Origin of the sequence: Yersinia sp. 1652 StPb PI, assembly GCF_041538345.1 — a bacterium.
Lineage (GTDB): Bacteria > Pseudomonadota > Gammaproteobacteria > Enterobacterales > Enterobacteriaceae > Yersinia > Yersinia enterocolitica_E.
In genome coordinates this window covers 585,982-599,375 of sequence record NZ_JAULSM010000002.1, presented here as the reverse complement: position 1 = coordinate 599,375, position 13,394 = coordinate 585,982, and the positions used below count along the sequence as shown (strand labels likewise).

The following is a 13,394-nucleotide window of genomic DNA, read 5'->3' as shown; positions in this document are numbered from 1 at the left end:
TGGCCATCACATGTGAGCGCGACCATTGTATAATAACCATACAAACTATACTTCTATTTTGTGGCCCGGAAACCTATTCCCCTGGAAACAAGAATGGATTGATACTGCTGCGGGCGAATCCTTCACCTTCCATTTTGGCATCAAGGATAAGCGAGGCCAGATCATCAGCGACCGCTTCAACTTGTGGGTCTTTTTCCTGATAGAGAATTTTCAGGTAAGTGCCGCAATCACCACAACTTTCCGCTTTTACTGCCGCCAGTTCACTGTCCAGTGACCAGTAATTCAAATCACGGGTCTGTTCGCAGTTACTGCATTTGATTCGGACCACATGCCACTCGCTTTCACACAAGTTGCAGTGCAGATAACGTAAACCGTTTTGCGTACCGATATGCACCACGCTGGAGACCGGAATACTGCCGCAGACTGGGCAGAACTGGCGATGTTCACCATATTCAGCTCGCGCCTTACCGGGGATCTGGCTGGCCATCTGCGCCCAATACAATGATAAAGCCGCCCAGATGAATGGCGCTTTTTCACTGCCGATTTGGGCAAACTCGCGGTTTAACAGCGCATCAGCATACAGTTCCAGCTCATGTACCGACGCCTTATCCAGATTATCCAATACTGCCACAATATGATCAGGGGCATCAGGGCGTAGTTCAGCAATCAGTGCTGACAGGAGCTTGCGCCAATGTTCAGTGCGAGGAAAAACACTCAGATCCAGAGGCGGTTTACCGCTGGCAGCGGATTGCTCCAACTCAGCCTGCATATCCAACACCAGCGGATGGTCATGCAGCGCTTTTTGCTGCGCTTGGGTAATTTTAGCCGCAAAATCCAGATAATCGGACAACGGGTTATCCAGCGCAAGTTGCTGTAAACGTTCAGTCCGCCGGGTATACAGGCTTTTTAAATTCGCGAAAAGTAACGGCGGGATATTCCCCGCCGTGGTGCCTTTTTCGCTTTGTTTTCCTAGTTGATCTTTAGGGACAATGCGAATACTCATCAGGGTTTCTCTTCCTGTTTTTTCTGACGCTGACTTTTGGCGTTAACCTCACGGTACCAGCGCGGATGGTGCTTTTTCGCCCATGCCGCCGGTACCCAGCCTTCTACCATCGCGGTAATGGTGCCCTTCACCCACAGGGCAGCATAAACGTGCACCATAATCACGATAATTAACCCGACCGCCGCCAGCGAATGCACCAGCAGTGCCAGGCGAATCAGCGGGATCGGGAAGGAAGGCGCAAAGTAAGGCCGCCAGATAACAACACCACTGGCCAACAACAACACCAGACTGATAATAGCAGCCCAGAATACGCACTTCTGACCGAAATTATAGCGCCCCGTGTCGCCGACTTCCTCATTCATGGCGATTTTATGGATATTTTTAGCCCATTCCAGGTCTTCCTTATTGATCAGGTTATGTTTCCAGTAACGGAAAAACATGATCAGGAAGGCGGCGAACATAATCACCCCGGCAAAGGGGTGAAGGATGCGTGCCAACTGCGGCGTACCAAAAATATTCATCAGCCAGTTAAATGACGGGAAGAAGAACCCCAAACCACTGATAGCGGCCAGTATAAAGCAGAAGGCCACTATCCAGTGGTTGATGCGCTCCGGCGCGCTGTAGCGCTGGATGCGTTTTTCTTTTTTCATTTGGGCGTCTCCCCGTCGTCTGAGTGCTCAGCGGTGGTCTGCTCCGGTGGCGGCAATGACGTGTCAGCAGGTGTTGAATCCGGCTTATCGTCTTCGTCCTCCTCTTCTTCAACCCGGTTCGGGCCGACACCCACATAATGGAAGATACTGGCCGCAAAGGTTGCAGCGAAGCCCACCGCTGCCAGTGGTTTCCAGATCCCCTTCCAGAAGGTGACTGTCGGACTGATGGTCGGGTTCTCCGGCAGACCATGATAGAGCTGCGGTTTATCCGCATGATGCAGTACATACATCACATGGGTGCCCCCCACGCCAGCGGGGTCATATAACCCTGCGTTATCAAAGCCACGAGTTTTCAACTCAGCAACCCGGCCCGCAGCGACTTCTTTCATCGACTCTTTGGTGCCAAAGTGAATCGCTCCGGTCGGGCAGGTTTTCACACAGGCAGGTTCCTGGCCAACACCAACGCGATCGACGCACAGGGTACATTTATACACCCGGTTGTCATCTTTGTTCATGCGCGGCACATCGAACGGGCAACCGGCAATGCAGTAACCACAGCCGATACAGTGTTCTGACTGGAAATCGACGATACCATTGGCATACTGAATGATTGCCCCTTCCGACGGACATGCCTTCAGGCAGCCGGGGTCAGCACAATGCATGCAGCCATCCTTACGGATCAGCCACTCCAGCTTGCCGCTCTCTTCGTCTTCAACTTCAGAAAAACGCATCACCGTCCATGATTTGGCGGTCAGATCTGCGGGGTTATCGTACACCCCGACGTTATGACCGACTTCATCACGGATATCATTCCACTCCGAACACGCCACCTGACAGGCTTTACAACCGATACAGGTGGTGACGTCGATAAGCTTGGCCACCTCTTGCTGGTAGTTACGATCCTGTGGCGGCGGCGTAAGGGAGTTGGTGCCGGAGCGCCGGATAATGTCTTGGGTTTGCAGTGACATAGGTTCTCTCCGTTACACCTTTTCCACGTTGACCAGAAACGCCTTGAACTCTGGCGTTTGCGTATTGGCATCACCGACAAACGGTGTCAGGGTATTGGCCAGGAAGCCTTTTTTCGCCACCCCTTCGTATCCCCAGTGGATCGGGATACCAATAGTGTCAACTTCCTGCCCATGAACATTCAGCGTACGAATACGTTTGGTCACCACAGCCTTGGCTTTGATATAGCCACGGTTGGAGCTGACTTTCACGGTATCGCCCTGCTTAATGCCCTTTTTCGCTGCCAGTTTTTCGCCAATTTCCACAAACTGTTCCGGCTGTGCGATAGCATTGAGCAGCACATGCTTGGTCCAGTAGTGGAAATGCTCGGTCAGACGATAAGTGGTACCGACATACGGGAACTGCTCATGAGAACCCATTGCGGCCAAATCGTCTTTAAAGACACGAGCGGCCGGGTTGGATATCACATTCGGGTGCAGCGGGTTGGTGCCCAGCGGCGTTTCAAATGGCTCATAATGTTCCGGGAACGGTCCTTCTGCCATTTTGTCGATGGCAAACAGGCGGCCCATACCCTCTGGCTGCATGATAAACGGCCCGACATCGCTACCCGGTGCCGCGGCACTGTAATCTGGGATATCAACGCCACCCCATTTGGTGCCATCCCACTCCAGCAATTGGCGTTTCGGATCCCAGGGTTTACCTTGTGGGTCAGCAGAGGCACGGTTGTATAGAATGCGGCGGTTAAGCGGCCATGCCCACGCCCAGCCCAGTGTATTGCCAAGGCCGGATGGGTCAGCGTTATCACGGCGTGCCATCTGGTTACCGGCCGGTGTCCAACTACCGGCAAAGATCCAGCATCCACTGGCGGTAGTACCATCATCACGCAGATGAGCAAAGGTACTGAGCTGCTCGCCTTTTTTGACCAGCACTTTGCCGTCAGCATCGGTGATATCAGCCAGTGCTTTACCATTGCTTTCCTGTGCCACTTCTTCTGGCTCTGGATTGTCTGGCGTCAGATAATCCCAGGTCATATTGAGTACCTGTTCTGGCACTGCACCACCGTCCCGATGGTACATGTCACGCAGACGACTAAAGATACCCGCCAAAATGGCACCATCGTTCAATGCTTCGCCCGGTGAATCAGCACCTTTCCAGTGCCATTGCAGCCAGCGGCTGGAGTTAACAATTGAACCGTTTTCTTCAGCAAAACAACTGGATGGCAAGCGGAACACCTCGGTTTGAATTTTCGATGGACTGACATCGTTAAATTCACCGTGGTTTTGCCAGAAATTCGCGGTTTCAGTATTGAGCGGGTCAATAGTTACCAGGAATTTCAGTTTCGACAGTGATGCTACTACTTTGTTTTTGTTCGGGAACGACGCGACCGGGTTAAAGCCCTGGCAAATATAGCCATTCACTTTACCCTGCGACATCATCTCGAAATACTGTAATACGTCGTAGCCTTTATCCCACTTCGGCAACCAGTCGTAGCCCCAGCCGTTCTCTTTCTGGGCTTTATCACCGTAGAAACTTTTCATCAAACTGACGAAGAATTTCGGGTAATTGCTCCAGTAGTTAACCTGGCCCGGCAACAGGGTTTTCGGCGTATTGGCCTTCAGATAAGTGTCAATATCCGGCTGTTTTTCTGACGGCAGATTCAGGTAGCCCGGCAAGCTTTGCGACAGCAAACCCAGGTCAGTTAAACCCTGAATATTAGAGTGACCGCGCAAGGCGTTAATACCGCCCCCCGCCATGCCCATATTGCCCAGTAACAACTGGATCATCGCCATGGTACGGATGTTCTGCGCGCCAACCGAGTGTTGTGTCCAACCCAGCGCATAGAGGAATGTGGCGGTTTTATTGGACACACTGGTTTCGGCGAGATATTCGCAAACCTGCAAGAAATCTTCTTTTGGCGTACCGCAAATGTTAGAGACCACCTCTGGCGTGTAACGGCTGACGTGTTCTTTCAGCAAGTTCCACACACAGCGCGGGTCTTGCAGCGTGACATCGCGTTTGGCAAAGCCGTTTTCATCCAACTGGTAATTCCAGGTGGTTTTGTCGTATTTGCGATTTTCGGCGTCATAGCCACTGAACAGGCCGTCATCAAAGGTAAAGTCTTCCCGCACCAGCAAGCTGGCGTTGGTATAAGCTTCGACGTATTCGCGGTTAATTTTGTTGTTGGTCATCAGATACAACAACACGCCGGACAGGAACGCGATATCGCTACCGGAGCGGATTGGCGTATAGAAGTCCGCCACCGATGCAGTACGAGTAAAGCGTGGGTCTATCACCAGCAACTTGGCATTGTTGTGGATTTTGGCTTCCATCGCCCAGCGGAACCCCACCGGATGCGCTTCTGCCGCATTACCGCCCATGACGATAATTAAGTCTGCGTTCTTGATGTCAACCCAGTGGTTGGTCATCGCACCGCGACCAAATGTTGGAGCAAGACTTGCTACCGTTGGTCCGTGTCAGACACGTGCTTGGTTGTCTACGGCAAGCATGCCGAGAGCGCGACTAAATTTCTGGGTCAGATAACCCGTTTCGTTACTGGATGCCGAGGCACACAGCATACCGGTACTCAGCCAACGGTTGACGGTAACACCGGCGTCGTTGGTCTTAATGAAGTTAGCGTCCCGGTCTTCTTTCATCAGCTTGGCAATGCGGTCAAATGCATCATTCCAAGTGATTCGCTGCCATTTATCTGAACCCGGAGCACGGTATTCAGGATATTTCAGGCGGCTTTCGCTATGGATAAAATCCACCAGCCCTGCACCTTTCGGGCACAGCGCGCCACGGTTTACCGGATGGTCCGGGTCCCCTTCGATATGGAAAATACTCTCTTTGGCGTTTTTTGCGCCGTCACCGAGGCTATACATCAAAAGCCCGCAACCAACGGAGCAATATGTGCAGGTATTCCGCGTCTCACGGGCGCGCAGCAATTTGTAATTGCGCGTCTCCGCCAGCGCCACTGACGGCGTAAAGCCGAGTGCCGCGACCGTGGTTCCTGCCATACCGCCAGCGCAGATCTTAAAGAACTGCCTTCTGCTGACCTGCATGGGTCTCTCCTTCGTTCATTGTCACATTATTTCAGTTCACACTTCCCTCAACGAAACCGGAAGCGCTAAAATCGCTTACGCGATATCACCTTTATCGGTGTGGGATACATTCTTCTGGAAATAGAATTATACCCATACCATTCTTAATGTGAATGTTACCACATTGTGATTATGGGTTATAACTTTCAGGGCCGCATAGTGAGCCAGATCAAACCTTCAACAATTGACCTCTCCACCGGAATCTGCGGTGCAAAACAACTTAACGTGCTACAGCGCCATAAAATGGCCGAGCCGCAATTGGATTGGCTAGCGGAGGAAGTGCCGGTGGCGCTGGTCTACAATGGCATTTCCCATGTGGTGATGATGGCAACCCCGAAAGATCTGGCAGCATTCGCGCTGGGGTTTTCGTTGTCAGAGGGCATTATTAGCGCCCCACAAGATATCTACGCCATTGATGTGACACCAGGCTGTAATGGCATAGAAGTTAACATTGAGTTATCCAGCCGTCGCTTTGCCAGTTTAAAAGAGCGCCGCCGAGCTATGGCCGGCCGCACCGGATGTGGGGTCTGTGGTATTGAACAGCTTGATGATATTTTTCGCCCCATCACCCCGCTGCCTTTCACTCAGACCTTTAATTTGAAACAACTCGATAATGCACTGGCACAACTCAAGCAGGTACAAACTGTGGGTCAGTTGACGGGTTGCACTCATGCTGCGGCCTGGATTAATCCGAAAGGTGAATTGTTGGGCGGTTGTGAAGATGTGGGCCGCCATGTCGCACTGGATAAGCTGCTGGGGATACGGGCCAAACAACCGTGGCAGCAAGGTGCTGTGCTGGTTTCCAGCCGTGCTAGCTATGAGATGGTGCAGAAAACCGCAATGTGCGGTGCAGAGATTTTATTTGCTGTTTCTGCTGCAACAACCTTAGCGGTTGAAGTTGCCGAGCGCTGTAATCTGACGCTGGTTGGCTTCAGTAAACCCGGTAGAGCAACGGTTTACACCCATCCGCAGCGGATTAGTGAATAGAAAGACCACACAATTAGTACGGCATTGATAATCATTTTCAATATCATTTAATTAACTATAATGATCCGAATGCTTACGCGGCGCTTACTTTTTTTGCGCCGCCCTACACTACGGAGACGATGATTATGAGTTACTCACTGCCATCCCTGCCTTATGCTTATGACGCCCTGGAACCCCACTTCGATAAGCAGACGATGGAAATCCATCACACCAAACACCACCAGACCTATGTTAACAATGCAAACACGGTGTTGGAGAGCTTCCCTGAGCTGGCTAAATTCAGCGTTGAAGACCTGATCAAAGATCTGGACAAAGTTCCTGCTGAAAAACGCACTTTTATGCGTAACAACGCCGGCGGCCACGCTAACCACAGCCTGTTCTGGAAAGGGCTGAAACTGGACACAACCCTGAAGGGTGATCTGAAAGCCGCTATTGAGCGCGATTTCGGCAGCGTAGATAGCTTCAAAGAGAAATTTGAAGCTGCTGCGGCAACCCGTTTCGGTTCTGGTTGGGCTTGGCTGGTTCTGAAAGACGACGGCAAGCTGGCGGTTGTATCTACTGCTAACCAAGATAGCCCACTGATGGGCGAAGCAGTTTCTGGCGCATCAGGCTTCCCAATTATTGGCCTGGATGTGTGGGAACACGCTTACTATCTGAAATTCCAAAACCGCCGCCCAGACTACATCAAAGCATTCTGGAACGTGGTTAACTGGGACGAAGCAGCAGCGCGTTTCACTCAAGCCAAATAAGCCGCATAAACCGTATGTTGCATATCCAAACAACGTGGAGTTGCAGCTAACAACCCTGTAGCTTCAAGTCCGAAGGATACATGCCAGCAAGGTCATCTTGCTGGCATTTTTATTGCTAAAGTTTAGCCAATTTCTGCCGATAGATTGTTCAAGAAGGGCGTTGGTATTCATGGATATAAAGCTCATGAACTATACCCTAAATAATTCGAGTTGCAGGAAGGCAGTCAACGCACATGCAACTTGAAGTATGACGGGTATATCGTTTGGGAAAAGTACTCTTGCCAAGGCTACCCCACATACCACCAACTCCCCAAAATCTTCTAATAACTAGACCTCCCCAAACTCACCTACGCTGATTGATTTGCATCAGAGACACCGCATAACGGAGAAGAACATGGCAGTATTTAGCAACGTTTTTGGCAGCTTTGAAAATATGAAAGTCGGTAAAAAGCTGGGATTAAGCTTTTTCCTGATGTTGTTGCTGGTCGGGATCATCGCCGGTACCACCGCTTATCATTTCTCCGTGATTGAAGATCATGCTTATAAAGTTGACCTGAGTTACAAAGTTAACGATGAATCCAATCAGGCAAAGTATAATCGTGCATTATATGAACGTACCTACTCCCTGCAATACATCAAAGAAAATTCTCAACATATCAATAATATAAAAAATCTTCTGACCCAGAGCGAAAGTCTTAGCTGGTCGGCAGATAACCGCAAAACCATTAGCAGTATTTCCGATGTGGTAGAGGAGTATCTGCAGCAGCAGAGTAACTTCGTCAATGCCGTGGCCCATAAAGATGATGTGCGCAAAAGCTGGAATATTTCTGAAACCCAGAAGAACCTCAACGAGCTGCAACAAAGCCTACTTAATGAAGGGGCAGATACCCATACCCAAATCCTGCTAGCAGAGATGAACCAGAAGTTGATGACCGTACGCTACAACGCACGCGGCTTATTGCTGGATCGCAACCAGGATGCAGAGTCCTCGCTGATTACCTCAATCAATATCGCCAATAGTGCCGCAAATGCTTTTATGCCGGTGCTATCGGCCGAACAGCAAAAGCTGCTGGCTCCGGTTATCTCCAGCCTGAGTACCTATAAAGATAACGTACTGGCCTATTTACCGGCTTATCAGCAAGAGCTGGAGGCCGGTAAAGTGATGGAATCTAATGCCAACGAATTGAATAAACTGGCCACCCATCTGTTCACCCAAGAGCTGCAAGGAACCCACGCAGAAATCAATAATGCGCAATTGCAGTTAACTATTGCTGCCATTGCCGCACTGCTGTTTGGTCTATTGATTTCATGGCGCATGACCCGCCAGATCACGGTACCACTGCGCACCACCCTGGCGATGGCAGAGCGCATTGCTACCGGTGATTTAACTGCGGCGACAACATCAAACCGTACCGATGAGTTGGGCCTGTTGATGAATGCCGTCGCCCGAATGAATGAAAACCTGCGCGCCATGATTGATGAGATCCGCATTGGTGTCAGTCAGGTGTCTCATGCCTCCGGCGAAATTGCTGTCGGTAATACCGATTTATCTTCCCGCACCGAACAGCAGGCTGCGGCTGTAGAGGAAACCGCTGCCAGCATGGAGCAGTTGAATGCCACAGTTAAGCAGAATGCCGATAACGCCCACCATGCTAATCAACTGGCAACCGAGGCATCACAAACCGCACAGCAGGGCGGTAAGCTGGTTAACGATGTGGTGCGCACCATGAACGATATCTCCGGTAGCTCCAAACGTATCTCTGAGATTACTTCAGTCATTAACAGTATTGCTTTCCAGACCAATATCTTGGCCTTGAATGCTGCGGTTGAAGCCGCCCGCGCCGGCGAGCAAGGCCGTGGTTTTGCCGTGGTCGCCAGCGAAGTTCGCAATTTGGCACAACGCAGTGCACAAGCGGCGAAAGAAATTGAAGGCTTGATTGGCGAGTCAGTGACTCAGGTAAATGCCGGAACCACGTTGGTGCAAAATGCCGGGCAAACGATGGAGAATATTGTCCGCTCAGTGACCCATGTGCGCGATATTATGGCGGAAATTGCCTCAGCATCCGATGAGCAGAGCCGTGGCATCACACAGGTTAGCCAAGCCATCTCTGAAATGGACAGCACCACTCAGCAGAATGCTGCCTTAGTGGAAGAGTCTGCCGCCGCCGCTGACTCACTGGCTGAACAGGCCATTTTACTGGCACAGGCCGTTGCCGTGTTCCGCCTATCCGATGCAGAGGCAGAATCGGCACAGAAAAACGTCGGTGCATCCGTGGCATCTAAAAGTACCCCAACACCTCGCTCTGGCACAGAAAGCAGTCGCACCACTCAGCACGATAATTGGGAAACCTTCTGATTATCCGCTAAACCGCGATACCCGGCAGGAGTAGCCAATGCGGTTACTCCTGCCTATCTCATCGTTTCGCTCAATCCTATCGATAACCTCTTTTACCTTGGAACCCTGCGGTCAGGCAGGGTATTCTGATTCTCCCTTCCAAACGCAGACAAGGAGAGCAGATGAAGTATCCTCAGGTTTATATCGGTAAAATCGAGCCTTATAACGGCAGTTCCCCGAGCGCGATTGGTAAACGCCAGGTTCAGGGTGGCATCATGCTCACGACGCTGGGATTGGAAGGGGATGAACAAGCCGAAACCCGCTTTCACGGCGGGCCGGACCGCGCCTTATGCCATTATCCACGAGAACACTACTCCCACTGGATAGAGCGATTCCCTGCACAGGAAGATATTTTCTCTGCTCCGGCCTATGGCGAAAATATCTCAACCCTCGGCATGACGGAACAAAATGTCTATATGGGGGATATCTACCGCTGGGGAGGGGCAATCATTCAGGTGACTCAACCGCGTTCACCTTGTTACAAGCTCAACTTCCATTTCGCTATCGAGGAGATGTCGGCACTGATGCAGCAGACCGGCTATTGCGGCTGGCTGTATCGCGTAATTTCCACCGGTATTGTTAGTGAGGGCCATGCATTAGAGCTGTTGGCGCGTACCAGTGATATCTCGGTGGCAGAAGCGATTGCCATCGCCTGGCATATGCCTTTCGATAAAGAACAGTATCACCGCTTGTTGGCTGTATCAGGATTATCCACCAGTTGGAGTAAAACTATGCTAACGCGTCTTTCGCAAGGAAAGATCGAGGATTTTAACCGGCGGTTATTAGGGAATACCTAATGATAGAGGTTATTGAATAGCAAAATATGCCGATCTTTATTGATAAACTTGACTGTATCTCACTTGAGATACAAACTCAGTTTATTGATGAGGAGGCAAAAATGGCTACACACACCACAATGTTGCATGTCCGTATTGATGATGACGTCAAAAAACAGGCAACAGCAGCACTCAATGCAATGGGCCTTTCGGTTTCCGACGCCGTGCGTTTATTTTTAAATCGCGTCGTCGCTGATCAGGCATTTCCATTCGAATTGAAAGTACCGAACCCCCAGACTCGTGCGGCGATGCAGGAAGCAGAAGAGATAGTTCAAGCCCATAGCGCACGTTTTACTACTTCGGATGAGTTATTTATTGAACTTGAAAAAGACAACAGTAAGTAAACGAACGACAATGCCAATGCCAAGGACGGCAGATTATACCAAAGACTTCCTTAAAGACTGGGAAAAGCTGTCCCGCAGTGGTCGTTATGATATGTATCGACTCAAACATGCCATGTTACTGCTTATTGCAAATGATACGCCGTTAGGTGCCGAATGGTTAGACCATCCGCTTAAAGGAGACTGGGGAAATTTCCGAGAATGCCATATCGGAGGAGATTTTTTACTGATCTATAAATTAAGTAACAGCAGTAAAATAAGCCAGATTATCTTTGTTCGCGCGGGAACTCACTCAGAACTGTTTGATTGATCATATTTACAACAACAAACCGGGTAGCAGCCATGCCACACACCCGGTTATTTCGAAAGTCGCAATTAGAACGCTTTTTTCGCGTAGCCGGTCACTTCTTTCAAGCCCATCTCACGGCCTAATGCAGTCATTGGGTGTACCACCACAATACCGCGTACTGCTTTCTTCAGCGTGCCCATATCCGCCTGCTCTTTTTTAGTAATAGCGCGGCTGAACGGCAGTTGAGCTAGCTTTTGTGCCTCAGCACTCAGGTTTTTAACCCGCACTTCTTTCAGGCGCTGAATTTCAGCCGCCAGTTTCTCTTTTTCTTTCATATGCTGCGCGATCAAATCCATATTACCCTGTTGGATCACGGTAGGGTCTTTGTGGTTCAACGCATCCAGCATATCGCTTAGACGTTTGATTTCTGCATGTTCTTTCATAGTATTGGCCCGTACATGCCACTGATGGGCACGATATTTCGCTAAAGTTGGGGATAGGATAGCACTGATTGTGCATCAAGATAGAGAGTGTATCAGGATGCGTGCTTTTCAGCAGCAGCCTCCTGTATTGGTTGCCACTGCATGCCGGCCGGTAGGCTGCTAATTTCACAAGCAACCTCCCCGAGCCTGACCAAAGCTTGGGTATAGTGGTGGTTGAACGGATAACAGCACGAGAGGCGAAAAGCATTACGATAGCGGCCACTCGGCGAGTAAAGCGTACCGGGGGTCAGGCATATCTGTTCTTGTAGCAATTGATGAAATAGCGCCACGGTATCGACACTGGCAGGGAACTCGACCCAGAAAACAAAACCCCCTGCTGGTTGGGTCACTTTGGTCCCACGAGGGAAGTACTGTGCAATGAGTTGCTGCGCCTGTTGTACCTGTTGTGCATAACGGCGGCGTAGCCCGCGCAGGTGGTGGTCATAACCGCCAGACTCCAGAAACAGTGCCAGTGTTTCTGATAATAACGCCGGTTCCGCCATCGACGACACCGCTTTGAGCTTATGTAATGCCTCAGCGAAGCGGCCACCATCAATCCAGCCGATACGGAAGTCCGGGGCCAGTGTTTTGGTGAAGCTGGAACAGAACAGCACCCAACCGTCGCGGTCAAAGGCTTTTACCGCTGGGGACAAGGTAGAACCGAATTGTATTTCTGCATATAAGCCATCTTCTATCAGTGGCACCTGATGATCGTTCATCAACAGTGTCAGGCGCTTTTTCGCCGCCAGTGGCATCGTAAAACCTAACGGGTTCTGCACCGTTGGCATGGCGATCAATGCATTCAACCGCCCCTCCTGAAGCAGTAACTCCAACACATCCAACGATAAACCTTGCTGTGGATCGGTTGGAATCTCCACGGCTTTCAGGCCAAGACTGGCAAGTAATGGCATCAGATAGAAATAGGTTGGCGATTCCAGCCCGACACAATCACCCGGCTTGGTGGTGACCCGCAACGCTAGCTGCAACGCCTCCATACAACCATGCGTAATAGTGATATCTGCCGGATTAGCCAGCATCCCGAGGGTCATGGCGCGGCGGGCGATTTGCTGACGCAGGCGCTGGCATCCTGGTGGCAACGCGTACTGGCTGATTAACTGCGGCTCGCGACGCAACAGTGATGCCATGATGCGGCCCAACTTGGCGCTGGGGTAAAAATCCGCCGTTTGTGGACAGGCGAGCGAGATATTGGTAAAGCGAGGGTTTTGTTGTGCGGCAAATACCGTATCAATTAAATCCAGCACCTCATTTACCGGTTTGCCGACTGTCGCTGTTGGCACCACCGCCGTTGACGGACTACAGACATAAAACCCTGACTGCGGACGCGCCTCAATCAAGCCTCGATCCTCCAGCGTACGGTAAGCCGCCACCACCGTATTGATACTCACCTGATGGTTTTTGGCGTAACCGCGCACTGATGGCAGGCGGCTACCCGCCAGCAAACTGCCTTTCTTAATGGCCTGTGCCAGATTGTCAGCCACTTGCAAGTAGCGAATTTCATTCATAACAACGGGCATGGTGACAGTTCTCCGCAGGTTCAATGGGTACAGTTAAATCTTATACAAACTGTACCCACA

General features: G+C 50.8%; 12 protein-coding genes. 6 read left to right on the top strand and 6 right to left on the bottom strand.

Annotated elements, in window-relative coordinates:
* Positions 1-73 precede the first annotated feature (73 nt).
* From fdhE to fdnG, 4 genes are read right to left on the bottom strand one after another with little or no spacing between them, the layout of a single operon-like run.
* Complete coding sequence (gene fdhE, locus Q2T71_RS19310) at positions 74-1,003, bottom strand: formate dehydrogenase accessory protein FdhE (RefSeq protein WP_083161459.1); 930 nt, start codon at positions 1,001-1,003, stop codon at positions 74-76.
* On the bottom strand, positions 1,003-1,653 hold the full coding sequence (gene fdoI, locus Q2T71_RS19305; RefSeq protein WP_083161461.1) for a formate dehydrogenase cytochrome b556 subunit: 651 nt from the start codon (positions 1,651-1,653) through the stop codon (positions 1,003-1,005). Before fdoI ends, fdhE begins: the two co-directional genes overlap by 1 nt.
* The gene (gene fdxH, locus Q2T71_RS19300; RefSeq protein ID WP_372560228.1) at positions 1,650-2,621 is read right to left on the bottom strand and encodes a formate dehydrogenase subunit beta; all 972 of its coding nucleotides are present in this window, start codon (positions 2,619-2,621) and stop codon (positions 1,650-1,652) included. Before fdxH ends, fdoI begins: the two co-directional genes overlap by 4 nt.
* Before the next feature lie 12 nt (positions 2,622-2,633).
* Positions 2,634-5,681, bottom strand: a complete 3,048-nt coding sequence (gene fdnG, locus Q2T71_RS19295; RefSeq protein ID WP_102970500.1) for a formate dehydrogenase-N subunit alpha — start codon at positions 5,679-5,681, stop codon at positions 2,634-2,636.
* Between the two features lie 171 nt (positions 5,682-5,852).
* Between fdnG and fdhD the strand changes: the two genes are divergently transcribed.
* The 6 genes from fdhD (at position 5,853) to Q2T71_RS19265 (ending at position 11,338) form a co-directional block, all read left to right on the top strand.
* Positions 5,853-6,707: a formate dehydrogenase accessory sulfurtransferase FdhD gene (fdhD, locus tag Q2T71_RS19290; protein WP_372560227.1), complete on the top strand. Its 855-nt coding sequence runs from the start codon at positions 5,853-5,855 to the stop codon at positions 6,705-6,707.
* 125 nt (positions 6,708-6,832) lie between these two features.
* Positions 6,833-7,456, top strand: a complete 624-nt coding sequence (gene sodA, locus Q2T71_RS19285; RefSeq protein ID WP_050311298.1) for a superoxide dismutase [Mn] — start codon at positions 6,833-6,835, stop codon at positions 7,454-7,456.
* A 394-nt stretch (positions 7,457-7,850) separates the two neighbouring features.
* The gene (locus Q2T71_RS19280) at positions 7,851-9,812 is read left to right on the top strand and encodes a methyl-accepting chemotaxis protein (RefSeq protein WP_372560226.1); all 1,962 of its coding nucleotides are present in this window, start codon (positions 7,851-7,853) and stop codon (positions 9,810-9,812) included.
* A 161-nt stretch (positions 9,813-9,973) separates the two neighbouring features.
* On the top strand, positions 9,974-10,648 hold the full coding sequence (gene yiiM / locus Q2T71_RS19275) for a 6-hydroxyaminopurine reductase (protein WP_372560225.1): 675 nt from the start codon (positions 9,974-9,976) through the stop codon (positions 10,646-10,648).
* Positions 10,649-10,749: 101 nt separating this feature from the next.
* Positions 10,750-11,031, top strand: a complete 282-nt coding sequence (locus Q2T71_RS19270) for a type II toxin-antitoxin system RelB/DinJ family antitoxin (protein ID WP_032906763.1) — start codon at positions 10,750-10,752, stop codon at positions 11,029-11,031.
* A complete protein-coding gene (locus Q2T71_RS19265; protein WP_372560224.1) occupies positions 11,009-11,338 on the top strand; it encodes a type II toxin-antitoxin system YafQ family toxin in 330 nt (109 codons plus the stop codon). Before Q2T71_RS19270 ends, Q2T71_RS19265 begins: the two co-directional genes overlap by 23 nt.
* A gap of 65 nt (positions 11,339-11,403) precedes the next feature.
* Here the strand turns inward: Q2T71_RS19265 and Q2T71_RS19260 are convergent, their stop codons facing one another.
* Both Q2T71_RS19260 and Q2T71_RS19255 read right to left on the bottom strand, forming a co-directional pair.
* The gene (locus Q2T71_RS19260) at positions 11,404-11,760 is read right to left on the bottom strand and encodes a YibL family ribosome-associated protein (protein ID WP_075337794.1); all 357 of its coding nucleotides are present in this window, start codon (positions 11,758-11,760) and stop codon (positions 11,404-11,406) included.
* Positions 11,761-11,852: 92 nt separating this feature from the next.
* Positions 11,853-13,334, bottom strand: coding sequence for a PLP-dependent aminotransferase family protein (locus tag Q2T71_RS19255; protein ID WP_372560223.1), 1,482 nt, complete (start codon positions 13,332-13,334; stop codon positions 11,853-11,855).
* Positions 13,335-13,394 lie beyond the last annotated feature (60 nt).

Bases quoted from the DNA above. Each gene is read 5' to 3' on its own strand.
- fdhE (WP_083161459.1), bottom strand. From the start codon at position 1,003: ATGAGTATTCGCATTGTCCCTAAAGATCAACTAGGAAAACAAAGCGAA.
- fdoI (WP_083161461.1), bottom strand. From the start codon at position 1,653: ATGAAAAAAGAAAAACGCATCCAGCGCTACAGCGCGCCGGAGCGCATC.
- fdxH (WP_372560228.1), bottom strand. From the start codon at position 2,621: ATGTCACTGCAAACCCAAGACATTATCCGGCGCTCCGGCACCAACTCC.
- fdhD (WP_372560227.1), top strand. From the start codon at position 5,853: ATGGGTTATAACTTTCAGGGCCGCATAGTGAGCCAGATCAAACCTTCA.
- sodA (WP_050311298.1), top strand. From the start codon at position 6,833: ATGAGTTACTCACTGCCATCCCTGCCTTATGCTTATGACGCCCTGGAA.
- Q2T71_RS19280 (WP_372560226.1), top strand. From the start codon at position 7,851: ATGGCAGTATTTAGCAACGTTTTTGGCAGCTTTGAAAATATGAAAGTC.
- yiiM (WP_372560225.1), top strand. From the start codon at position 9,974: ATGAAGTATCCTCAGGTTTATATCGGTAAAATCGAGCCTTATAACGGC.
- Q2T71_RS19270 (WP_032906763.1), top strand. From the start codon at position 10,750: ATGGCTACACACACCACAATGTTGCATGTCCGTATTGATGATGACGTC.
- Q2T71_RS19260 (WP_075337794.1), bottom strand. From the start codon at position 11,760: ATGAAAGAACATGCAGAAATCAAACGTCTAAGCGATATGCTGGATGCG.
- Q2T71_RS19255 (WP_372560223.1), bottom strand. From the start codon at position 13,334: ATGCCCGTTGTTATGAATGAAATTCGCTACTTGCAAGTGGCTGACAAT.